Origin of the sequence: Clostridium arbusti SL206 (assembly GCF_000246895.1) — a bacterium.
In the GTDB taxonomy this organism is placed as follows: Bacteria; Bacillota; Clostridia; order Clostridiales; family Clostridiaceae; genus Clostridium_I; species Clostridium_I arbusti.
Genome location: NZ_BAEV01000066.1, coordinates 1 through 22,451 on the forward strand (window position 1 = coordinate 1; position 22,451 = coordinate 22,451).

Annotated in this window: 22 protein-coding genes and 1 riboswitch; of the genes, 1 reads left to right on the forward strand and 21 read right to left on the reverse strand. The window is 31.7% G+C overall.

Annotated elements, in window-relative coordinates:
• Positions 1–32: 32 nt before the first annotated feature.
• The 20 genes from RH99_RS12090 to hemB all read right to left on the reverse strand — a co-directional run bounded on the left by RH99_RS12090 (position 33) and on the right by hemB (position 18,131).
• Positions 33–776, reverse strand: coding sequence for an AIR synthase related protein (locus RH99_RS12090; RefSeq protein ID WP_010238428.1), 744 nt, complete (start codon positions 774–776; stop codon positions 33–35).
• Positions 767–1,252, reverse strand: a complete 486-nt coding sequence (locus RH99_RS12095) for an ECF transporter S component (RefSeq protein WP_010238430.1) — start codon at positions 1,250–1,252, stop codon at positions 767–769. Before RH99_RS12095 ends, RH99_RS12090 begins: the two co-directional genes overlap by 10 nt.
• Before the next feature lie 63 nt (positions 1,253–1,315).
• On the reverse strand, positions 1,316–2,077 hold the full coding sequence (locus RH99_RS12100) for a cobalt-precorrin-6A reductase (RefSeq protein WP_010238432.1): 762 nt from the start codon (positions 2,075–2,077) through the stop codon (positions 1,316–1,318).
• The gene (cobJ, locus tag RH99_RS12105) at positions 2,074–2,790 is read right to left on the reverse strand and encodes a precorrin-3B C(17)-methyltransferase (protein WP_010238435.1); all 717 of its coding nucleotides are present in this window, start codon (positions 2,788–2,790) and stop codon (positions 2,074–2,076) included. Before cobJ ends, RH99_RS12100 begins: the two co-directional genes overlap by 4 nt.
• A 118-nt stretch (positions 2,791–2,908) precedes the next feature.
• The gene (gene cbiG / locus RH99_RS12110) at positions 2,909–3,928 is read right to left on the reverse strand and encodes a cobalt-precorrin 5A hydrolase (protein WP_010238437.1); all 1,020 of its coding nucleotides are present in this window, start codon (positions 3,926–3,928) and stop codon (positions 2,909–2,911) included.
• Positions 3,900–4,676: a precorrin-4 C(11)-methyltransferase gene (gene cobM, locus RH99_RS12115; protein WP_010238439.1), complete on the reverse strand. Its 777-nt coding sequence runs from the start codon at positions 4,674–4,676 to the stop codon at positions 3,900–3,902. The genes cbiG and cobM overlap by 29 nt, the downstream gene beginning before the upstream one ends.
• 16 nt (positions 4,677–4,692) lie before the next feature.
• Positions 4,693–5,358, reverse strand: a complete 666-nt coding sequence (locus RH99_RS12120) for a cobalt-factor II C(20)-methyltransferase (protein WP_010238442.1) — start codon at positions 5,356–5,358, stop codon at positions 4,693–4,695.
• 206 nt (positions 5,359–5,564) lie between these two features.
• The gene (cbiT, locus tag RH99_RS12125; RefSeq protein ID WP_010238444.1) at positions 5,565–6,143 is read right to left on the reverse strand and encodes a precorrin-6Y C5,15-methyltransferase (decarboxylating) subunit CbiT; all 579 of its coding nucleotides are present in this window, start codon (positions 6,141–6,143) and stop codon (positions 5,565–5,567) included.
• Positions 6,130–6,741 carry a precorrin-6y C5,15-methyltransferase (decarboxylating) subunit CbiE gene (cbiE, locus tag RH99_RS12130; RefSeq protein ID WP_010238446.1) on the reverse strand — a complete coding sequence of 204 codons (612 nt, stop codon included), beginning with the start codon at positions 6,739–6,741 and terminating at the stop codon, positions 6,130–6,132. Before cbiE ends, cbiT begins: the two co-directional genes overlap by 14 nt.
• Positions 6,742–6,839: 98 nt before the next feature.
• A complete protein-coding gene (locus tag RH99_RS19530) occupies positions 6,840–7,403 on the reverse strand; it encodes a hypothetical protein (protein WP_010238448.1) in 564 nt (187 codons plus the stop codon).
• 359 nt (positions 7,404–7,762) lie between these two features.
• The gene (cbiD, locus tag RH99_RS12140; protein ID WP_010238451.1) at positions 7,763–8,854 is read right to left on the reverse strand and encodes a cobalt-precorrin-5B (C(1))-methyltransferase CbiD; all 1,092 of its coding nucleotides are present in this window, start codon (positions 8,852–8,854) and stop codon (positions 7,763–7,765) included.
• Between the two features lie 4 nt (positions 8,855–8,858).
• Positions 8,859–9,485, reverse strand: a complete 627-nt coding sequence (locus tag RH99_RS12145) for a precorrin-8X methylmutase (protein WP_026038490.1) — start codon at positions 9,483–9,485, stop codon at positions 8,859–8,861.
• Positions 9,486–9,559: 74 nt separating this feature from the next.
• Positions 9,560–10,876 (reverse strand): cobyrinic acid a,c-diamide synthase CobB, encoded by a 1,317-nt coding sequence (locus RH99_RS12150; protein ID WP_010238456.1) that lies wholly within the window; start codon positions 10,874–10,876, stop codon positions 9,560–9,562.
• Between the two features lie 5 nt (positions 10,877–10,881).
• Positions 10,882–11,421: a cob(I)yrinic acid a,c-diamide adenosyltransferase gene (locus RH99_RS12155; protein WP_010238459.1), complete on the reverse strand. Its 540-nt coding sequence runs from the start codon at positions 11,419–11,421 to the stop codon at positions 10,882–10,884.
• 180 nt (positions 11,422–11,601) lie between these two features.
• Positions 11,602–12,669 carry a pyridoxal phosphate-dependent aminotransferase gene (locus tag RH99_RS12160; RefSeq protein WP_010238461.1) on the reverse strand — a complete coding sequence of 356 codons (1,068 nt, stop codon included), beginning with the start codon at positions 12,667–12,669 and terminating at the stop codon, positions 11,602–11,604.
• 260 nt (positions 12,670–12,929) lie between these two features.
• On the reverse strand, positions 12,930–13,463 hold the full coding sequence (locus tag RH99_RS12165; RefSeq protein ID WP_010238463.1) for a GNAT family N-acetyltransferase: 534 nt from the start codon (positions 13,461–13,463) through the stop codon (positions 12,930–12,932).
• 93 nt (positions 13,464–13,556) lie between these two features.
• Positions 13,557–14,528 (reverse strand): adenosylcobinamide-phosphate synthase CbiB, encoded by a 972-nt coding sequence (gene cbiB / locus RH99_RS12170; RefSeq protein WP_010238465.1) that lies wholly within the window; start codon positions 14,526–14,528, stop codon positions 13,557–13,559.
• Complete coding sequence (locus RH99_RS12175; RefSeq protein ID WP_010238468.1) at positions 14,525–16,087, reverse strand: cobyric acid synthase; 1,563 nt, start codon at positions 16,085–16,087, stop codon at positions 14,525–14,527. Before RH99_RS12175 ends, cbiB begins: the two co-directional genes overlap by 4 nt.
• A gap of 3 nt (positions 16,088–16,090) precedes the next feature.
• On the reverse strand, positions 16,091–16,936 hold the full coding sequence (locus RH99_RS12180) for a sirohydrochlorin cobaltochelatase (RefSeq protein ID WP_010238471.1): 846 nt from the start codon (positions 16,934–16,936) through the stop codon (positions 16,091–16,093).
• Between the two features lie 208 nt (positions 16,937–17,144).
• Positions 17,145–18,131, reverse strand: coding sequence for a porphobilinogen synthase (gene hemB, locus RH99_RS12185; RefSeq protein ID WP_010238473.1), 987 nt, complete (start codon positions 18,129–18,131; stop codon positions 17,145–17,147).
• 481 nt (positions 18,132–18,612) lie between these two features.
• Positions 18,613–18,823, reverse strand: a riboswitch (cobalamin riboswitch).
• 225 nt (positions 18,824–19,048) lie between these two features.
• On the opposite strand from hemB, the gene RH99_RS12190 reads away from it, so the two are divergent.
• Entirely contained in the window at positions 19,049–20,023 is a 975-nt protein-coding gene (locus RH99_RS12190; RefSeq protein WP_010238475.1) for a phosphatase PAP2 family protein, read from the forward strand.
• Between the two features lie 245 nt (positions 20,024–20,268).
• On the opposite strand, the gene RH99_RS12195 is transcribed toward RH99_RS12190, so the two are convergent.
• Positions 20,269–21,858 (reverse strand): peptide chain release factor 3, encoded by a 1,590-nt coding sequence (locus RH99_RS12195; RefSeq protein WP_010238477.1) that lies wholly within the window; start codon positions 21,856–21,858, stop codon positions 20,269–20,271.
• Positions 21,859–22,451: the final 593 nt, after the last annotated feature.

Sequence of the window (22,451 nt, forward strand, 5' to 3'; positions counted from 1 at the left end):
ACCTGAATTAAGAACTTGCTTCAACAATTTGATTATCTATTTAAGTAACCTATTACATTAACATTATTAAAATCTTTTATTATCTCATTAATCTTTCTTTGATTTACAGCTGCAATAACACAGGTGGCTGGTCCTCCCGACTTATATATATCAACTGAAAGTTCATCTTTAAACTCAAATTTAAGAGAATTATTCTTTGCAAGTGTTTCCGCTTCATAAGCAATGCCCTTTGATCCTACAGGAACTATTTCATATACATCCTCTGATCTTACAAGTTTTTTAATAGCTTCATAACATACAATTTCATCATCTTTAACAAAATTTATTTCATTTCCTACCTTAGGAATCCCTATACTTACTATGGCAGCTTCCTCTTTAATAGAAGTCACTTTAAGCTTGTCATTACTAGCAATTCCTATAGCTGTTATTCCAATACCTGTAGAAATAGTCTTAAAATTTTCTTCAGTGCTTCCTGTAAGCGTCATATCACTGATTCCTGCCATTTTAAGTTCTTCCTTTATTCCCTTTATAATCTGAACACCAGTATCATACATTTCATTGCAAACTGCATTAGTAATTGTGATGATTTCAGCACCTGAACACATAACTTCCATAATAGCTACTCTTACAGTAAACCTAGCTACATAAAGTGTAGGAACTTTCAAAGAATCTCCTTCTTTTATTCCTATACCTCCACAGCTATCACAAGCTATTACCATAGTGCACTTTTCATCTATGTCAATTAAACTTAAATCTCTAATCTTTTTTACTTCCATGATTTTATATTCCTAGATAAAAATTTATATAATATATAGGCTATTAAAATATTTATAAGTGCGGCTAAACAAAGAATAGGAATCATAGCAATCATTCCCCATCCCATGATTGGTACTATCATTAGTACAGATATAGGTCCATTTACTATTATTCCAACAATAGCAGCTATAATTATTCCTAAATATTTGTTTATTTTAGAAAGTTTATTATATATTATCCCAAATAAAAACATGGTAAGAGCCATATCTACCATAATAATCATATGTACAGGCAGTGTATATGGGAATCCACTAGTTGCCGCAGTTAGGAAATGTCCTAAAGCCCCTATAATAGCTCCATACACTGGTCCTAAAATTAAGCATCCTAAAAAGCCAGCCATGGAATCAAAGGCTACAGTCCCAAATATCTTTATGTTAGCACCTAAAAAACTTATGGCAATAAATAATGCCATTATAACTAATTTTCTTGTTTTCATAACTATACCTTCTTTCTAGTAAAGTCTAAACTGGAAAAAATTACACCCCAGGGGTGTAAAATTTTACAATAATTTATTAACTACAAAATTAACTACCTCTTCTTCGCTGTTAAAACTATTCTCAGTTTTAACACTATTCCTTTCAATAACTAATGGCTTTACACCCATATCTATAGCTGCTCTAAGCTTTTCCTCAGTACCACCTTGTACTCCACTATCCTTAAGAATCATTGCCTTTGCATTGTATTCCCTTATGAATCCGCAGTTAAGTTCATAACCTATGGGACCTTTAATAGCTATTATATCTTCTGTTTTTATCCCTAAATCAAAGCATTTTTCCATAACTTTAACAGAAGGGAGCACTCTATGTACTATTCTATTTGATAGATTCATATTGTTAAACTTATCTATATTGTTACTTCCTGTAGTGTTGAGAATTGTACCCTGAATGTTTAAAAGTTTTTCTTTTAGTTCTTCATAATCTTTTACCTCTATTACGTTGTCCTTAAACCCTTCAACAACAGATGCTCTTTCATATCTTACATAACTTATTCCAAGTCTTTTGCAAGCTTCTATAGCATTTTCGGTTATTACTAAAGCATAAGGATGAGATGCATCCACTAAAACTTTCACATTATTTTTACTTAACTGATCTATAAGTTTTTCTAGCTCAAGAGGTTTTGTGTTTAATTTTTTAAATTTAAAATTCTTAAGTAGCTCTCCACCATAAGCTGTAGCTGTGGTAATATAAATATCCTCTGTATATTTGTTAAGAAGTGCCAATATCTTCTTTCCTTCAGAAGTTCCAAGTATTAATCCTATCACAGTCTATATCCTCTAGGGGTTATGAATATTCCATCTCTTACAAAGCTTTGACTATTTCCAATTACAACTACTGAAAGCATATCTACGTTACTATCATCAAAGGAATCTAAGGTATATATTTCATACTCTTCACCTTCCCTTAGAGCATTTTTAACTACTGCCACTGGAGTATTGCCACTTCTATACTTTTTTATTGTCTCTAAATTTTCTCTAAGATAATGAGGTCTTCCCTTGCTCTTTGGATTATACAGAGTGATAACAAAATCGGCCTGTGCAGCCATATCTACCCTTTTTTTTATGAGCTCATAAGGTGTCATTAGGTCACTAAGGCTTATATTACAGCTGTCATGCATAATTGGAGCACCTAAAATGGATGCTGCTGCAGAGGAAGCTGTAACCCCTGGTATTACTTCCACATTTTCGTCTTTTCTCAGTTCTAAAACTAGACCCGCCATTCCATATATACCAGCATCACCAGTACTAATAATAGCTACAACTTTATCCTTTGAAAGTCTTAAAGCTTCTCTGCATCTTTCCTCTTCTTTCATCATTCCTGTGGAAAAAATTTCTTTATCTTCTATTAGTGGTCTTATTAGGTCAATATATTTAGTATATCCTACTATGATTTCACTTTCTTCTATAACCTCTTTAGCCTTTATTGTCATGTGCTTAAGTCCTCCAGGACCTATACCTACTATGTACAATTTTCCCATTAGGGTTTCTCCTTTCAAATATTAAATTAGGATAGAAACTTCTCTTTTTGTTTATATGAACTTCCTTTTAACGAAATTCGTTCTAAATAACGTAACTATGAAGATTACTGTTCTTGCTTTAAATTTTTCCAATACATAATGTCATTCCTGAAAGTCTAATCTTTTCAGTTAAAAGAGCGGCCTTGCATAGTTCTACGCAGGGTTCACAAACGGCTCTTATGCCTATGCTTTTCTCTACAAAATCACTACCTTTGTATTTATGTTGTACTTTTCTTATATCTTCTCTAGTAAAAATTTTCAGATCTGCTTTTAGAAATTTATTTAATTCTAAAATAGCCTTTTCATCCTTTTTTATCTCCACAGTAGCTACATACTTTACTGCTCTTTTATCTATATTTAGTTCTTCTAATTTTGCGCAAACCTGCTCTATCATCTTTTCTACTGGATAATCTTTTTTACAACCTATTCCAAGCACCATATCTTTTCTTATGAGTCTTAGCTTTTTTAGATTATCATATTTAGACTTGCTTAAATCATGTACATTAGTTTTATTAGTTACATATACAATTCCCTGAAAATTCTCAAGGCTAATATTGTTTTTCTCCAATGATAGTTCTAAATATCCTTCTGGCAAATCAATTTTATTTTTCTCATCCATGAAAGCAACCTTTTTCCCATCTACTAGTAGAGAAGATATTTCCTTTGCATCTTTAAGATTATCTATTATTAAATTATTTTCCAGAGCAATAATATCTGGTGCTTTTACATTTAAAATATCTGTAGCTGTAGTTATAATTGGCACTGCTCCAAGTAAATCTGAAAGCTTTAGAGAAAGATCATTTGCTCCTCCTAAGTGACCACTAAGAAGACTTATAACATATTTACCAAGTACATCTATAACTATCACCGCTGGATCTACATCTTTAGATTTTATATATTGGGATATAGACCTTACTGCAATACCTGTAGAGGATAAAAAAACTAATGCCCCATACTTTTTCATAAGCTCTTTAGTTATACTATTAATATTAAAATCTTCTATTTTAGTCTTTGAATATAAGTCTACCTGAATACCTTTCGCAATATTCTCAGCTATAATGTCACCTTTTTTATTTAGACTTACTACTGCTATCCTCATTTATACCCTCTCTAAACATATGAGTAAAGCTCTTATCATAAAGCTTACTCTTTTCATACTCACAATCTATAAAATCTCCAACTAATATCTGGGCACATTTAGTTATATTTGCTTCTCTTACTTTATCTGAAATATCATCTAGAGTACCAATAATAATTCTCTCATCTTCCCAAGTAGCTCTTTCTACTATGGCCGCTGGCACATTTCTTCCGTAGCCTTTCTTTAACTTTTCCACTACCTTATCAACCATACCTACAGATAGGAAAATAGCCATAGAAGCTCCTATAGATGCTAATTTTTCAAGATCTTCACCCTTTGGTACTGGTGTTCTGCCCTCTATTCTTGTAAGTATTACCGTTTGACTCACCTTTGGAAGGGTGAATTCTCTCTTTATTGCCGCTGCTGCTGCTGTAAAAGAGCTTACTCCTGGAATAACTTTATATTCTATATTTAAGTCGCTTAGTATATCCATTTGTTCCTTTATAGCACCGTATATAGCAGGATCTCCTGTATGTAGCCTCACTATACTTTTCTTTTCAATACTTCCCTCTTTAATAACTTCAATTACTTCCTCAAGATTCATAGATGCAGAATTGTAAATTTTAACATCTTCCTTACAAAAACTCATATGTTCTTTACTAACTAGTGAACCTGCATAAATCACTATATCAGCCTTGGCTAAAGTATCCCTTCCCTTTACAGTTATAAGATCTACATCTCCTGGACCTGCTCCTATAAAATAAACCATATACTCACTTCCCATTCTATTTTCTATTTGCTATGATAAGAGACATATATTCTCTGTTATTTAGTATATCCTCTCTCTTACTTAAAACTTCCTGCCCTTCTCTACCAGCCCTTTTTATGTATACATAATTAAATCCTTTTTCCTCTAAAACCTCCAGTATTTCTTCTTCCCTTTTATATACCTTCATAACTACCACATATTTTTCATCTCTTATGGTATTTATCTTTTCTCCTGGAACTATTAAAAGTGATTCATTGCCTATTACTAAAGGCTCCTTTGCAAGACTTGCACAGGCACAAAAAGAAGTTATTCCCGGTACTGTCTCTGTTTCATAGCCCATTTCCTCAATATATTTTAATAGATATATGTAAGTGCTATATACAAAAGGGTCTCCTATAGTTAAAAAGGCTACATCCTTGCCTTCTTTAAGTTTATCCTCTATAGCATTAAAGGCTTCTTCTATTTTTTCCTCTTGATCTTTTCCTCCCATAGGAAAATGCTTTACTATTATCTCTGCATCCTTATTTATATAATCCTCTGCTATTTCAAGGGCTATACTCCTGCCCCCAGCCATGCCGCTGGGAACTACAACCACCTCACAGTTTTTTATTATTCTAACTGCTTTAATAGTAACTAATTCCTTATCTCCAGGGCCGACCCCTATGCCATATAATTTAGCCATTTTTTACCTCCTGTATTTTAAAAGTTGATAGTGGAAAGTTTGCAATCAGTTAAAAGTTATAAATTATGAATTAATAGTTTATGATGCTTTTTCTCCGTTGTGCTACGAAAAAGCTTTAAATTTAATTTTTTAATTATTTTTTCATAGTGAAACAGAGAAAATATATCCTTCACTCTCAACTTTCGACTCTTAACTCTTCACTGTTTTTACCCTAGCTCTCCACTATTTTTTACTGCTGTAATTATAAAAATAGGATTGTTTGCCACCAGCATACAGCTTTTTCCCTTGCCTTTGCTCACAGCTATCTGAATTAAATCCGTATCATATTCTAGATTTTTAAGTGTTTGCATTGCTCTATATACATTATCAATAGTAATAAAATTTAGCACCATGTTCTTACCAGACTTTAACTTTTCGCCATAACTAGCTATTATTTCTTCTATATCTCCACCACTGCCTCCAATAAATATGGCATCAAACTTTTCATCTATATTCTTTTCTACCTCTAGAGCTTCTCCATTAATAATAGTAATATTACTAACATTAAATTTTTCTATATTCTCATTTATTAAATCTATTGCATCCCTATCCTTCTCTATGGCTGTAACTTTTCCTTCATCACATATTTTACTCATTTGAATAGATACAGCGCCTGTTCCAGCCCCTACATCTAATACACTAGAATTCTTCTCTATATTTAATTTAGATATACTTATTATCCTTATTTCTTCCTTAGTCATAGGAGATTTTCCCCTTATGAACTCCTCATCTTTAAAGTATCTCATTTTCTATTACCACCACCGATAAATCATAGAATTCTCTATTTATAAACTCCTCTGGTTTTCCAATTAAAATTCTCTCATCATCATAGGATAAATTTTCTCCTATGTATACCTTAACCAAGAGATTTTCTTTAAACAGTGTTTTACAAATTTCTTTTGGCGAATTAACTTTATCTGTAAGCCATATGGAATTTTTATTTTGTTTAACTATATCTATTAAATTCTCTTCTCTGCCATGAAGGCTTCCAAGATAGGCTCCCTGCCAGGATTTATTAAGCTTTGACATAAGATACTGAAAAGAACTTATACCTGGTACGGTAACCAAATTCCCCTTATAATTCCTATTAATATAATCTGAAATTCCATAAAAGCAAGGGTCTCCAGAAGCTACAATGGAAATATTTTTATCAGAGTTATTATCTATTATATCTAATATTTCCTTTAAAGTTTTCACTACAACCTTAATTTCTTCGTGAACAAAATCAATGCTGCTTAATGCTCTGTTAAAACCAATAACCATATCTGATTGTCTTAAAGTATCTATAGCTTTATTTAGCATGTATTCTTTACTTCCAGGTCCAAGTCCTACTATATAAACCATGTTTTAAACCTCACAATTCTAAAGAATCTTTTATAAGATCTTTAAATATACTTATTCTATTTTATAATATAAAAAGTACTTTCTATAATTTTTGTAATTTAATTAAGATTTATTATTTCAGTCTTCCAAATATCATTTATCATTGAACCATATTTATAATCTAATTGAACTTTGTTTTTACTTAACCATTTTACTGTAAATTCACCAGATGAGAATGGTCTATAACCATCATCCGTTGTAATACCTTCTTTTATTGGTTTCATAAAAATTCTATATTTTCTTTCATAAAAACTACTTCCACCAGATAACAGCCATGATGTTTCTTCCGCTATTAAAATTCTATTATTATGTGGCGAATAAAAATAAAAGTATCTATTTCCAGAAAATGAAAACATATATAAAAATACAATACAAATGAAACAAACAATTGATAAAATACTATAAATTTTTTTAACTATTCTATTATTACTGCAATAAAAAAAATAGATTGGTAGTAGTATCAACATAGAAGCTAAAAATAATTTTATAAAATTCCCATTAATACTAAATACAAGTATTTTTAGTTCCCAAAAGTTTTCTATTATATGTTGTAGTATAAGAAATACACAACATAAACTCCAGACTATTTGAATAACTAATTTTCTGTCATTTTTATTTTTCATTACTTATGCTTAGTAAGCCACTGTATAACAAGTGCAAAAACCACTAAACTCTCACATCCTTTATTTTCATGATATTCCCTCACATCACAGTTTTAAAAGGAGTTTCATTGGTGTGTGGAGTGATATTGTAGATATCTTCGAGTGAATAATTAGAAAACCTTACTTTGGCGACTTTAAAATTCGTTAAGTGACTTTTACTGTCTGAACGCAGTGAGTTTAAAAGTCATAGAATTTTAAACAAAGCCAAAGTTAGATTTTCTTTATGAAACGAGGGATATCCTAAATACAATCCACACACCAAGCTTTGAAACTCATTTTAAAACTACACTTGATTTATTTTCACTAATTTTAGCCATAGTCTATGTACTGCTATTGTGTCTGCTATCACAAAGTATGCCCCTTTTCATTGAGAACATAATTATATCAGCTTCTATTTGATTATAGGAAAACTGTTCAATTCTCCGCTTTATCTTCTTTCCTATTCTATCATAAAGCTGCTTATAATTATCCCCTAACACATTAACTGCACCTTCAGTGGTCTTCTGTTCATATACCTTTTGCACAGTTTGTGTTTCTTCTCCCATTAGCGCTAACTCAAGGGCTATGACTTCAAGTCTTACATCACACACCCTACTGTGAGTATTAAAACATCCTGCTGCAACCTTGCACAGTTTTCCTATATGACCAATAACTGTGATCTTCTCTATATCTTTTTCAACACAACTGTTTAAAGCAAACCCTACATAGTTAGACATAGATACTATTTTTTTAGGATCAACTCCTAGCTCTTTAGCTTTATCTTCACCCATATTTCCAAAAACCAGAACCAGCTCCCTATAACCTGATGCAGCCTTTTGGCTTATTTCAAGTTTTATAGATTCTTTAAGTGCCTCCTCAGACATAGGCACCACTATTCCCGTTGTACCCAATATAGAAATTCCATCTTGTATGTTTAACCTTGGGTTAAAGGTCTTTTTAGCTATTTCCTCTCCATTTGGCACAAATATAGTTATTTCTACTCCTTTATCCTTAGGCAGGACCTCTCTAACTTCTTTTTCTATCATCCTCCTAGGCACAGGATTTATAGCTGGTTCCCCTTTTTTAACATATAAACCTTCACCCTTAACTACCCCTACGCCTTTTCCGCCTTTTAATATGTATCCTTCATCTTTTTTCTCAGCTCTAGCCCATATCTCAAGTCCATGAGTTATATCAGGATCATCTCCGCCATCTTTTACAATACAGCACTCCACATAGTTTTTACCTCTAATAACTTTCTCCACTTCCAATAAAAGTTCTATTCCCTTAGGAGTATCTATACTTATTTCATTTACCTCATTGCCATAATAAAGCATAGCTGCTGCTGCCTTAGCTGCCCCTGCTGCACAGGACCCTGTAGTATATCCACATCTAAGCTTTTTTCCATCACAGTTTATATATAAATCCAGCATATCTCTATTCTCTCTCTATAAGCATATACATAAGAGAATTCACAATAGCAGCTGCTACGCTACTTCCACCTTTTCTACCTCTTATAGTTATCATTGGTAAATCAAGTTTTTCTATTTCAATTTTTGACTCAGCAGCCCCTACAAAACCTATAGGCGCTCCTACTATAAATCTTGCATCAGCCTTTCTTTCTGCTATAAGCTCCTTAAGTCTATATAAAGCTGTTGGTGCATTTCCAAATACAAAAAACTTTACATCTTCCTCTACTGCCTTTTCTACTGCTGCCATGGAACGGGTAATCTTTCTCTCCTTAGCCTCTTTAGCTACATCTTCTCTGGATACAAAGCACTCCACCTTACAGTTTAATTCTTTAAGTGCCTTCTTATTTATTCCCGATAGTGCCATGTTTGTATCAGTATAAATAGTAGTACCCTTCTTTAATAGCTCTAAAGCCTTGTCAATGGCGCCCTCTCTTATGTAAAGTAAATCTTTATACTCAAAATCTGCTGTAGTATGTATTACTCTCTTTACTATATTAAGTTCCCTATCAGAGAAATTATGTTCTCCCATTTCATCCCCAATTATCTCAAAGCTTCTCTTCTCTATATCCATAGGCATTTTTATATAATCCATGACTATTTTTAGTGAGTGGAAATATATAAATAACAAAACTCACTAAAACTTCACTTCCCTTCTATGTGCAAATTTTAAAACCGCTTACTACCAATAAGAGCTTTCAACATTTCTAAATCACCAAAGAAATGTACATGAGCATAGCTCCCTAAAGTATTCTGTTTAACATAACCACAGTTCCAACGCTTTATGGAACCATCATAACTAATTTTTGTAACATCATATATGCTATTCTCATCTAATCTCACCTGAGACTTATGAAACTCATGACAATTAATACTTAATCCCTTTGGCATCATAGAATTTTCTTTAACTACTTCTATATTAGCATATCCAAAGTTCTGAAGTCTGTTTGTCATTGAAGATGTTCCTTTAAAAAATCCTACAGTTTCTCTTTCATCTATTGCCTCTGTAAGATACATAAGTCCTCCGCATTCCGCATAACATCTTATTCCAGAATTCAATGCATCTCTTATACTCTTTAACATAGTTTTATTTCCAGTAAGCTTTTCTATAAATACCTCTGGATATCCTCCCCCTAGATATATAAAATCTATATCCTTGGGTAATTCTTTATCTTCTAGTGGACTGAAAAACCTTACCTCTCCTAGTTCCTGTAGAAGTTCTATATTCTCTCTATAATAAAAACTGAAGGCCTTATCTAGTGCCACAGCTGATTTTATTCCAATATTTTTCACATGAAAATTATCAATGTATTCTTTATTGTTTGCAAAACACTGTAGTAATGATTCAATATCTAAATTATTTTCCATAAGTTCTGCACAAATATCAATCTTTTTATTTAAATCCTCAATTTCAGTACTTTGCACAAGCCCTAAATGCCTACTCTTAAGAGAAAGTCTTTCGTCTTTTGGTACATATCCAAATACTTTAATATCACAGTACTTCTCAACTGCTGCCTTTAAAAGTTTATAATAACTTTCCTTAATATTATTAAATATTATTCCTGCTATGTTTACACTTTCAAAATTCATCAATCCAAGTATTTCTGCACACAATGTAGAAGCTTTAGCCTTTGGTGATAGAACTAAAATTACAGGTAGGTTAAGTACTTTTGCCACATGTGCCGTAGAATACTCAGTACTTATTCCCTTTCCATCGTAAAGTCCCATAACGCCCTCTACAATTCCATAATCACCTTTACCTCTAGAAAAGCTTGCTTTAACACCCTCTTCTCCCATAAGATATAAATCAAGATTTCTTGCAGGTACTTTTGTAATATATTCATGAAAATCTGGATCTATATAATCTGGTCCTACTTTATAACTTTGCACCTTAAATCCTCTATTTTTAAGCACCTTTAATAGTCCCATAGTTACTGTAGTTTTTCCTCCGCTACTACCATTAGAGGATATAATAATACTCTTCATATAAATTAATACTCTATCCCTTCTCTGGCAGGGACTCCTTTACTAAAGTAATGTTTTATTTCTTTCATTTCAGTAATTAGATCTGCCTTATTTGCTATTTCCTCTGGAACATTTCTCCCCGTTAATATGAGTTCCATATTATCAGGTTTATATTCTATAAGGCTTAAAAGCTGATCCTTGGATACAAGTTCATTAGATAGTGCTCCCATTATCTCATCCATAATTAAAATATCACATCTATTGTTTTTTAAAGTATCTACACAGAAATTATAGGCATCCTGTATTTCCGTCTTTAATTCTGATTTTTCACTATCATTTAAATTCCAAAAGAATCCTCTCTTTTTTTCAAATCTGAAAATTTTAAAATTAGGTGCTAACTTTTTTATGCTTTCAAGCTCTCCAGTGGAACCAGATTTTAAAAATTGAACCATAAATACACTGTAACCATCTCCAGCAGCTCTAACTCCAAGTCCCACGGCCGCGGTAGTTTTACCCTTTCCATTTCCAGTGTATACTTGAATATAACCTTTGGATAGCTTTCCCATAGAATTCCTCTTTTCTAATATTAGGCATATTCAAATAAATAACTAGTCAGTATGCTAGCCTATTTTGAATCCTACTGCGTCAACAGAACCCTCAGATAGCCCACTATCATCAGAACCTGTTTCCTTGTATTATTCAAAATATTCGTCGCATCTTTGACTTACTATTTATTTTAATATGCCTTATCTAAATTCATTATTTATAACTTCAATTCCTTTTAAAACCTTAATTAGTCTCTCATTAGATACTCTATCCTTTATTGCAAATCTTACATAACTATTATCAAGTCCTCTAAAATTACTGGCTTTTCTAATAATTATACCCTTTTCTAAGCAACATTTATAAAGCTTATTTTCATCTATGTTCTTTAATCTACATAGTATAAAATTTGAAAAACTGTTGAATATCCTATCTATACAAGAAATTTTACTAATTTCCCCCATAAAGAATTTTCTCTCCGCTTCAATCCAATTCAGAGATTTATCAATATATTCTTTATCCTTTAAACAGTATTTTACTGCTAATTCTGCAAAACAGTTTATATTCCAAGGGTTTTGTTTCTCTCTTATACTATTTAATAATCCTTCATTGCTACTTATTCCATATCCAAATCTAACTCCTGGCATGGCAAAAAATTTAGTGATTGCCCGTATAATAAAAGTACATTTATTATGTTCTATTTTATCAATGAAGCTATTTTTTATGCTACCTGTAAATTCAATGAAAGCTTCGTCTATAATTATTGTTTTACCTTCAGCTTCACAAAACTCTATAATGGACTCAAATTTATTTTTGTCTATAATATTTCCATTTGGATTATTAGGATTACCTATTATCACTGCCTCTACCTCAGTAAGCTTATTCTGAATGTCTTCATAATCAAAATCCATATTGGGTAGCAACTTAGAGTATTCTATACGGCAACCCCACTTCTTTGCATTTATTTCATATTCTACAAAGGAGGGTACTACTATCAATATACTTTTAAAATTACTTATAACTAAATCTATAATTTCTGCTGCACCATTACCTAGTACAAAGTTTTCTTCTACAGTGCCAGTATAATTTGAAAGGTTTTTTAGAAGTTCTCTATACTTAATATCTGGATATCTAGTTACGTTATTTAAAGCCTCTGCTATATTATTTTTAAAACCTTCTGGCACTCCAAGAGGATTTATGTTAGAGCTAAAATCTAAAAGATCCTGTCCTTTAAAAATACCATCGGTATATATATCTCCACCGTGAACCATAAATAAACCTCTCTTCCATTCACATCTATCTGCCTATATTTGTTCTTTTACTTAGGCATATTCAAATAAATAACTAGTCAGTATGCTAATCTATTTTGAATCCTACTACGTCAACAGAACCCTCAGATAGCTCACTATCCTCAGAACCCGTTTCCTTGTAGACTTCAAAATATCCGTTGCATCTTTGACTTACTATTTATTTTCATATGCCTTATTATAATTCTATCTAAAAGAACATTACCAGTAAATCAAGGCATTCATTAATTAATCTCTAATCCCATTAATAGAGAGTCATAAAACTCACCATTAATTAAAAAATCTCTTTTTAATACTCCTTCTTCTAAAAACCCAAGTTTCTTGTATAGGTAAATACCTACTGTGTTATCATTTCTAACTCTTAAATTAATTTTTCTAATTATTTCTGACTTTTTACTCCAGTTAATTAAATATTTTATAAGTTTTTCACCTATACCCTTTCCACAATGTTCTTTAAGAACACTTACTCCAAATTCTCCAACATGGGCATTTCTTTGTCTTGGTCCTCCAGAAAAATTTAAATTTCCCACTATATTTCCATTAACTTCAGCTACAATAAACAAGGCATTTTCCTTATTTAAAGCATTTGAAATAAATTCTTCTTCCTCTTCAATACTTCCTCCAAATTCTCCTATTCCAAAGGTTAAAAAATTTGATTCTCCGCCAATTATATTAAGATACTCTATTAATCCTTTAGCGTCCGACTGTACGGCCTTTCTAATTATAACTTTCCCACTATTATCACTTATCTCTTTCATTCATATGTAACTCCCTATTATTATTTAAAAACAAGATTAATTCATATAATCTTACTTTTACAACTATCTATTCATAAGATTCTTTAATTATAATTAAAAATTCTTAAATGTATTAGTTATTAAATAAGCTATAATAACATAGATAATTATCACTAATATCTCTGAACCATACATCAGCCTAATAACTTCTTTAATATGCTTTTTATCTAAATTTTGCTTTTTATCCCCTAAGGTAGGTTTATACACAAGTTCTCCAAAATAGCTATTAGTACCACCCAATTGTATTTTCATTGCACCGGCTGCAGCTGCTTCTGGATAGGCACAGTTTGGACTCTTGTGATTTTTTCTATCCCTAATCATTATTCTTAGACTCTCTAAGATATTTCCACCAATCAAGGGTGCCACCAGGGCTATAAATATACCTGTAATTCTGGCTGGTATAAGATTAAATAAATCATCTATTTTAGCAGGGAAAAAACCTATGTAAAAATACTTTTCATTTTTATAGCCAAGCATAGAATCCATAGTATTTATTCCCTTATAGAGCATAGCTAAAGGTGCTCCCCCAACTATAGCAAAGATAAGGGGTGCTATAACACCATCAGAAGCATTTTCAGCTACCGTTTCCACATCTGCTCTTATTATTTCCTCTTCTGAAAGTTCTTTTGTATCCCTTCCCACAATGTAAGAAAGCTTTATTCTAGCATCCTTTATATCCTTATTTTCTAGGGAATTATATACATTACTAGCCTCTTTATCTAAACTCTTTGCAGCTAGTGTTGTCCAAATTATAAGTATATTTAATATATGGTGAACTGCTGTGAAGGGTTTCACAAGTTCTAATATTAAAAAAGGTATAGAAAAACTAACAAGGCCTATTATAATTACAATTAAACCACCAAATAATTTTAACTGTATATGACTTTTTGCTAATTTTCTTGCATTCTTCTCTAATAAACTTATTAATTTTCCTATATATATTATTGGATGTGGCAACCATCTTGGGTCTCCTAATATAAAATCTAAAATTACTGCTAAAACTATATCTAAAGCTATATACATCATTTATTCAGCCCCATAATCTTATATATACGCTCCATATCTAAAGCATTTCTAACTATCTGTGCCAATTTGTCAAGTTCTTTCTCTCTTAACTTTTCGTATTCCTTAGACTTTTTAAGACTTATACATTTTCTACTTCTTAACAAATTAACTATGTACTCTCTAAAATATATACTGTCAAATATACCATGAATGTAAGTACCCATAACATTACCCTTTCTATTAATAGCACCATCACTATAATCTACATCCATTCTATTTTTATCCACTATATTAAAAAGTGGTTTTGAGTTTACACCATATTTACATATACCCATGTGAATCTCATAACCATAAACTGACTTATTTATATTTCTATTTTCTTCATAATCTTTTTTTTCGTTCACATCATTATAATTTACTATATAGTTGTCAACGTACATTGATAAATCATCTGAAGCTATAATTGCCTTTACCCTAGTTGTAACCTTCTCTTCTTCAAATGTGGTATCAATATCTAACAATTTCATTCCCTCAGTGTTTAGAATATTCGTTTCCACCCCATAAGGATCTTCAATAGAATTACCGAGCATTTGATATCCACCACATATGCCTATAACCATTCCATCTTTACTGAATTCCTTGATCTTTTTTTCAACACCGTTTTCACGAAGTCTTAATAAGTCTTCTATAGTATTCTTACTTCCTGGTATAATTACTAAATCTGGATTTTCAAACTCTTCTGCATTGGTTATAAATCTTATGGATACATCCTCTTCTGCTTTAAGAGCATCTAGATCTGTAAAATTAGATATGTGTGGAAGTTTAATAACAGCTATATCTATAGCTCCATGAGCTTTCTTTTCAAACTCCACTGCACCATCTTCATCTTCCAGTTGTAAATTAAAATATGGAACTACTCCCATACAAGGTATTTTCACTATATCCTCCAACATATCTAAACCTGGCTTTAGTATATCTATGTCTCCTCTGAATTTATTTATAACAGTTCCCTTAACTCTTTTCTTCTCATCATCCTTTAATAGAAGCATAGTACCTGCAAGAGAAGCAAACACTCCACCTTTATCAATATCTCCTGCCAGTATTACAGGAGCATCCACAAGCTCCGCCAGACCCATATTTACTATATCTCTTTCTCTTAAATTTATCTCAGCAGGACTTCCTGCCCCTTCTATAACTATTACGTCAAATTCTTTTTCAAGTTCTTCAAACTGTTGTTTTAACATATCTTTAAATATAGGCTTCATACTGTGGTATTCCATTGCAGTGTAATTTCCATATACCTTACCATTAACTATAACCTGAGATTTCTTATCAGAAGTTGGTTTAAGTAGTATTGGGTTCATATACACCTGTGGCTCCATACCACAGGCATAGGCTTGAAGCACCTGTGCTCTACCCATTTCTTTTCCATCTAAAGTTATATAAGAATTCAAAGACATATTTTGAGATTTGTAGGGAACGACCTTATAACCATCCTGTTTAAAAATCCTGCACAATGCGCTTACAAGTATACTTTTTCCAACAGAAGATGCAGTACCTTGTATCATAATCTTTGCCATCTACTAATTCCCCTTTTGTGTTACCCCTATATTTTTATATTTTCCCGTAATAGTATCTTCTATATGATTTATAAATATATTTCTAAAGAGAGGATTTTCTCCTAGGCCATGCATATATAAATTAACCTTTAATCCTTCTTTTTCAAGAACCCTTTTCCACGAATCCTCTTCCTCAGACGCCATATCATTATTACAATGATCACCAGCTACTACCATCAGTGGCATTAATGTAACTTCCTTAACCCCATCTCTTTTTAATGTATTTACAATATTATCTAATGAAGGATACCCCTCTACAGTTCCAATATACACATTATTTATTTGATGATCTCTAAACACCATTTGAAGACAGGAATAACAAGAATTAGCGGGATGAGTTGTTCCATGTCCCATGAACACCGTTACACTATTTTTAGGAATTTGAGGTTTTAAGGCTTCTATAACAACTGAATAATCATCATAAAGTTCATTACCATCTCCCTTAAAATAGAGTATAGGTCTTCCTAGCTCAATTTTATTAAATACACCCTTTTCCCTGTATCTTTCAACTACATTATATACATAGTCATATTCTACACCAGGAATTATATGAAGTGACTGAACTATAACTTCTTTGTAGCCTTCCTCCGCTATCTTCTTCAAAGCCTCTTCAGGTCTATCTACAATGTATCCACTTCTATCCTTAAGTGCTTTTATTATCATATGTGAAGTAAAGGCTCTCTTCACATCATAATCCTTAAACTTATCCTCTATACACTTCTCAATACCCTCTATAGTTAACTTTCTGGTTTCCTCATAAGTAGTTCCAAAACTTACTACCAGTATTACCTTATCCCTTTTCTTCTGCAAAAACCTCTCCCCTTTTTCTATTTATTCAAAATAAATCTATTTGCTATTAATAAATCTTACCTTGGCGGCTTTGAAATCCGTTAAGTGACTTTTACTGTCTGAACACAGTGAGTTTAAAAGTCATAGAATTTTAAACAAAGCCAAAGTTAGATTTTCTTTATGAAACGAGGGATATCCTAAATACACTCTACACACCAAGCTTTGAAACTCATTTTAAAACTACACTCTCCTCTCCTCTTAGCCAGTGACAGGCATCTATTGCAAAATAGGTTATAATTATATCTGCGCCAGCCCTCTTTAAAGATAAAAGCATCTCCATAGCTGTAGCTTTCTCATCTATAACTCCAAGCTTTCCAGCAGCCTTGATCATAGCATACTCTCCACTTACGCTATATGCAGCAACAGGATAGTTGAACTTATCTCTTGCCCATCTTATTACATCAAGGTAGGACATAGCAGGCTTTACCATTATTATATCTGCACCTTCATTTATATCATCTTCAATTTCAAGCATAGCCTCTCTTATGTTAGCAGGATCCATCTGATATCCCTTTCTGTCACCAAACTGAGGGGCTGAATCTGCAGCCTCTCTGAAAGGTCCAAAGAAGGCAGATGCGTATTTTGCACTATAAGCCATTATAGATACATCTTTATAACCATTTTCATCTAAAAGATTTCTAATGGCCTCTACTCTTCCATCCATCATATCAGAAGGTGCCACCATATCTGCTCCTGCTTTTGCATGAGATAAAGCAATTTTAGCTATATATTTTATAGTTTCATCATTATCAACTTTTTTATTTTTTACTATTCCACAGTGTCCATGACTTGTATATTCGCACATACATACATCAGTAACTACTAATAAATCAGGAGCAAGTTCTTTAATTTTACTTACTGCCCTTTGGACTATACCTTCCCCTTCATAGGCAGAAGTTCCAACTTCATCTTTATGATCAGGTAAACCAAACACCATTATTCCCTTAACTCCAGCTTCTGTTATTTGCTGAACCAGCTCATTCAATCTATCTACTGACCAATGATAGTTATCTGGCATAGCTTCTATTTCTTTTTTTATATTTTCTCCCTCAGTTACAAATATGGGATAAATAAAATCATCAGGAGTTAAAACTGTCTCTCTTACCAAACTCCTTATTGCTCTATTTTGTCTTAGTCTTCTATGTCTTCTAAACATATTAATCCCGTTAAGGCACCTATAAGAAAATATAAATGAAATATTATCCATAATATTTTACTTTTTATTTTCTTTTATATGTCTCCATAAAATTTATTAAATTTAATTTATTTAATAAATTTCACTATAACGGTTTTCACCATCCTTTCAAATAAGTAACTTTCACATTATAATTATATAATGCACATTCAAATAAATAACTAATCAGTATGCTAGTATATTTGACTTACTATTTATTTTCATATGTCTAACATAATATACAACTTCTAATCCTGTCACAATAATTTTAACTTCAAATAATATCTTCTAAAATTAAGTATTATCAAAGAACTTATATATTAATTTAAAGAATATTTTTATAGAAAATTTAAGCAAAAAAATAACCCTATCAACAATAGTGTTAAAAGGATATTCGTATCACTTACTTTATAAAGTTAAAAGCAAACCTTTTTCTTAACACCTCCCTATCGCTCGTAGGGATTATGTGGAAAAAATACAGGCAGGTATACTGACTAAAAACTCATCATTTAAATACACCTTCCCAGTTTCCCAGTGGCTTAGACATCTTTCATGCCTTATTGTACTTAAATTCATCTATTACAGTGGCGGGACCGTTCAGGAATTTAACCTGATTCCCTTTTAATTAATTATGTAGGGCATTTTCAAACAAAACAACTAGTTGATAGTCTATTACCTTGTTATTTATTTTCACATGCCTAATTAAACCTGTATTTTATTATATTTTTAAAATTCTCATTTGTCTTAGTGTACGATTATAATAAAATTATGTCAATATAAAATCAATTATATAGACGCTATTTTATAGAAAATATTACAATGTTAATTTTATGTTATTTTATTTAATTCTATGTAAAGATTATGTTATAATCTATCTTGTAATTTAAGGGGGATATCTTATGGAAATACTAAAGAGTCAAAGCATTAAAATTGCGACAGTAAAATTCTTGGAATTCTTAGATAAATACTATAGTATAATTATTGGCATCATACTATTTGCTTGCGTGCTGCCTATTTATTTTAGCCATTCAAGTCCCGGTTATAAAATTGTAGTCTCAATATATTGGTTTGCAGCAATTACCGCTTTTCCAGACATCAGAAAAGATGTAAAATGGCTTCCATTTATAATATTATGTATACCATTTGTAATTTTTCTTACATATATAAATTCACATGGTTATGCATTTTGGGGGGAAATTCTAAGCTGGCAGATTGCTAAAGGTTCAGTTATAGATTTAAATCCAATATTTAGCAAAATACCATTTAATAATGCATCCTTTGCTAGAGTTTATAAAAATGAAACTCTTACCTGGTTTATGAGACTTGTGTATAATAATGGTTTTGTTATGACTGCTATAATACCTATAGTTAGAGCTATCATATTAAAGGATTTTAAAAAAATGTGCAGATACCTTTGCTCAGCCCATGTATTTCAAATATTTTTAATTAGTCCTTTTTATTTATTGTTTCATCTTCAAGAAACATGGTATGTACTAGGACAACCAGACGGTTTAGCACGTAATTTCACTAAGCTTCAGGCAGCTGGATGGACATTAAATTGTTTTCCATCTATGCATACATCTATTTCCTTTGCAATGTTCCTTTTGGTAATAAGAGAACGGGACAAGATATTCAAATGGGTTTGGGGCTTCTTTTGTCTTAGTGTAATATATTCCACAATGTATCTAGAAATACATTGGATTATTGATGTAGTATCAGGAATTATTTTTGCCTATATTACTGTGAAGCTAGTAGATTTCATATTTGCTAAATTAGAAGTACCTTTAAAGAAGCGTTTTAGCAATATATATTACAGAAATAATACTAATAATAACACCCTAGAAATAAAAGAAGACACTAATGTGAATTTGTAGTAGTAAATCAGCTAAGGAGCTGCCTTACAATGCATATATATGCATTGTAAGGCAGCTCCTTCTATTTATAATTTACTATTAGGCATATGAAAATAAATAGTAAGTCAAAGATGCGACGGATATTTTGAATCCTACAAGGAAACAGGTTCTGAGGATAGTAAGCTATCTGAGGGTTCTGTTGACGCAGTAGGATTCAAAATAGGCTAGCATACTGACTAGTTATTTATTTGAATGTGCCTTATTTATTATGACTTAGAAATATCGGATAATACTAAACCTTTATTATGCTCTAATGCCCAGCTTATAGACCAATCACTTTGGAAAAGTATCAGATTTCTGTCATTTCCATCCTTAACTACCTTTGCATCTGACGTTATAACTAAACTCTTAGGATCTATATCATCATTTTCAATCCATCTTATATTTTTATATGCTAATAAATCCATTTTTATATCTACATTGTATTCATTTTTTAATCTATATTCAAGTACTTCAAATTGCAGTACACCTACAACTCCTACAATTAGTTCCTCTATACCTATATTAACTTCCTTAAATACCTGTATAGCACCTTCCTGAGATATTTGAGTTATACCCTTTATAAATTGCTTTCTCTTCATGGTATCAATAGTTCTAACTCTTGCAAAGTGCTCAGGAGCAAAGCTTGGTATATCTTCAAACTTAAACTTATCAGAACTTTCACACAGAGTATCCCCTATATTAAATATACCTGGATCAAATACACCTATAATATCTCCAGCATAGGCCTTATCTATTATTTCTCTATCCTGTGCTAAAAACTGCTGCGGCTGAGTAAGTCTTACTTTATTACCCTTTTGTACATGAAAGACTTCCATACCCTTTTTAAATTCGCCTGAACATATTCTCATAAATGCAATTCTATCTCTATGAGCTTTGTTCATATTAGCTTGAATCTTAAATATAAATGCAGAAAAATCTTTTCTAAATACATCTATTTCTCCCTTATCAGAATTTCTAGCTAATGGTGGTGGAGTTAGCTTTAAAAATTCCTCTAAGAAAGGCTTAACACCAAAATTAGTAAGTGCACTACCAAAGAATACAGGAGTAAGTTCTCCATTTCTAAGCTTTTCAACGTCAAATTCATCTCCAGCTATATCTAAGAGTTCAATATCTTCAATAAGCTTATCATGAAGATCATCACCTAATAGATCTCTAAATATAGCATCCTCTACATTACCTTCTACAGTTTCAACTTCTGTTTGGCCATGATTTCCACCGTCAAACACCTGTATAACCTTATTATGTCTTTCATACACGCCTTTAAATTCCTTACCAGAACCTATAGGCCAATTTACAGGATAAGTTTTTATGCCAAGCTCATCTTCAAGCTGTTGCATAAGTTCAAAAGGATCTTTACTTTCTCTATCCATTTTGTTTATAAAAGTAAATATAGGAATTCCTCTAAGACTACAAACATTAAAAAGTTTCCTTGTCTGAGCTTCTATACCTTTTGCTGCATCCACTACCATTACTGCACTATCAGCAGCCATTAAAGTTCTGTAAGTATCTTCACTAAAATCCTGATGTCCTGGTGTATCTAATATATTTATACAATAACCTTCATAATTAAATTGCATTACTGAAGAGGTTACAGAAATACCTCTTTGCTTTTCTATTTCCATCCAATCTGATACTGCATGCTTTGAAGCCTTTCTAGCCTTAACAGAACCTGCCATTCTTATGGCACCACCGTATAGAAGAAGCTTTTCTGTAAGTGTAGTTTTACCTGCATCTGGGTGAGATATTATTGCAAAGGTTCTTCTTTTCTCTATTTCATTTATAAAATCAGCCAATTAAATCTTGCTACTTAAAACTTATAAATCTCCATCAAAAAAATTATGTATTAATAATACTTTAATTATTTTAGATCTTATAATGTTACTGCCTTAAGTAACTCTTACCTCCTCTAATTTCTTTGTATTTTACGCCGTAACTTTGCGCCATTATCAAACAAAATATATGTTAATTCACATTGGTTTTCCTCCTCAATTATGTAGAAAGTAAAACTATATAAGGCACATTCAAATAAATAACTAGTCAGTATGCTAGTCTATTTTGAATCCTACTACGTCAACAGAACCTTCTGATAGCACCACTATCATCAGAACCTATTTCCTTGTATAATTCAAAATATTCGTCGCATCTTTGACTTGTTATTTATTTTCACATGCCTAAGCTTTTTAATCTTTATATAAATTATAGACACATTATTTCAGAGTACATTACTTATTATATATTATCTACCAATTTGTTTATTATTACCCTGACCAAATTCAAGGCCTAAAGCAATTATAATATTTAAAAGGTCTGCGGAAAACACAGACCTTTTAAAATACATAAACACAGTTAATTATATCATTTTCATAGAAATTTTCAATAAGAGAAT

Coding starts and splice junctions, on each gene's coding strand:
- RH99_RS12090 (WP_010238428.1), bottom strand. CDS start 776: ATGGAAGTAAAAAAGATTAGAGATTTAAGTTTAATTGACATAGATGAA.
- RH99_RS12095 (WP_010238430.1), bottom strand. CDS start 1,252: ATGAAAACAAGAAAATTAGTTATAATGGCATTATTTATTGCCATAAGT.
- cobJ (WP_010238435.1), bottom strand. CDS start 2,790: ATGGGAAAATTGTACATAGTAGGTATAGGTCCTGGAGGACTTAAGCAC.
- cbiG (WP_010238437.1), bottom strand. CDS start 3,928: ATGAGGATAGCAGTAGTAAGTCTAAATAAAAAAGGTGACATTATAGCT.
- cobM (WP_010238439.1), bottom strand. CDS start 4,676: ATGGTTTATTTTATAGGAGCAGGTCCAGGAGATGTAGATCTTATAACT.
- RH99_RS12120 (WP_010238442.1), bottom strand. CDS start 5,358: ATGGCTAAATTATATGGCATAGGGGTCGGCCCTGGAGATAAGGAATTA.
- cbiT (WP_010238444.1), bottom strand. CDS start 6,143: ATGAGATACTTTAAAGATGAGGAGTTCATAAGGGGAAAATCTCCTATG.
- cbiE (WP_010238446.1), bottom strand. CDS start 6,741: ATGGTTTATATAGTAGGACTTGGACCTGGAAGTAAAGAATACATGCTA.
- RH99_RS19530 (WP_010238448.1), bottom strand. CDS start 7,403: ATGAAAAATAAAAATGACAGAAAATTAGTTATTCAAATAGTCTGGAGT.
- cbiD (WP_010238451.1), bottom strand. CDS start 8,854: ATGCTGGATTTATATATAAACTGTGATGGAAAAAAGCTTAGATGTGGA.
- RH99_RS12145 (WP_026038490.1), bottom strand. CDS start 9,485: ATGGATTATATAAAAATGCCTATGGATATAGAGAAGAGAAGCTTTGAG.
- RH99_RS12150 (WP_010238456.1), bottom strand. CDS start 10,876: ATGAAGAGTATTATTATATCCTCTAATGGTAGTAGCGGAGGAAAAACT.
- RH99_RS12155 (WP_010238459.1), bottom strand. CDS start 11,421: ATGGGAAAGCTATCCAAAGGTTATATTCAAGTATACACTGGAAATGGA.
- RH99_RS12160 (WP_010238461.1), bottom strand. CDS start 12,669: ATGGTTCACGGTGGAGATATATATACCGATGGTATTTTTAAAGGACAG.
- RH99_RS12165 (WP_010238463.1), bottom strand. CDS start 13,463: ATGAAAGAGATAAGTGATAATAGTGGGAAAGTTATAATTAGAAAGGCC.
- cbiB (WP_010238465.1), bottom strand. CDS start 14,528: ATGATGTATATAGCTTTAGATATAGTTTTAGCAGTAATTTTAGATTTT.
- RH99_RS12175 (WP_010238468.1), bottom strand. CDS start 16,087: ATGGCAAAGATTATGATACAAGGTACTGCATCTTCTGTTGGAAAAAGT.
- hemB (WP_010238473.1), bottom strand. CDS start 18,131: ATGTTTAGAAGACATAGAAGACTAAGACAAAATAGAGCAATAAGGAGT.
- RH99_RS12190 (WP_010238475.1), top strand. CDS start 19,049: ATGGAAATACTAAAGAGTCAAAGCATTAAAATTGCGACAGTAAAATTC.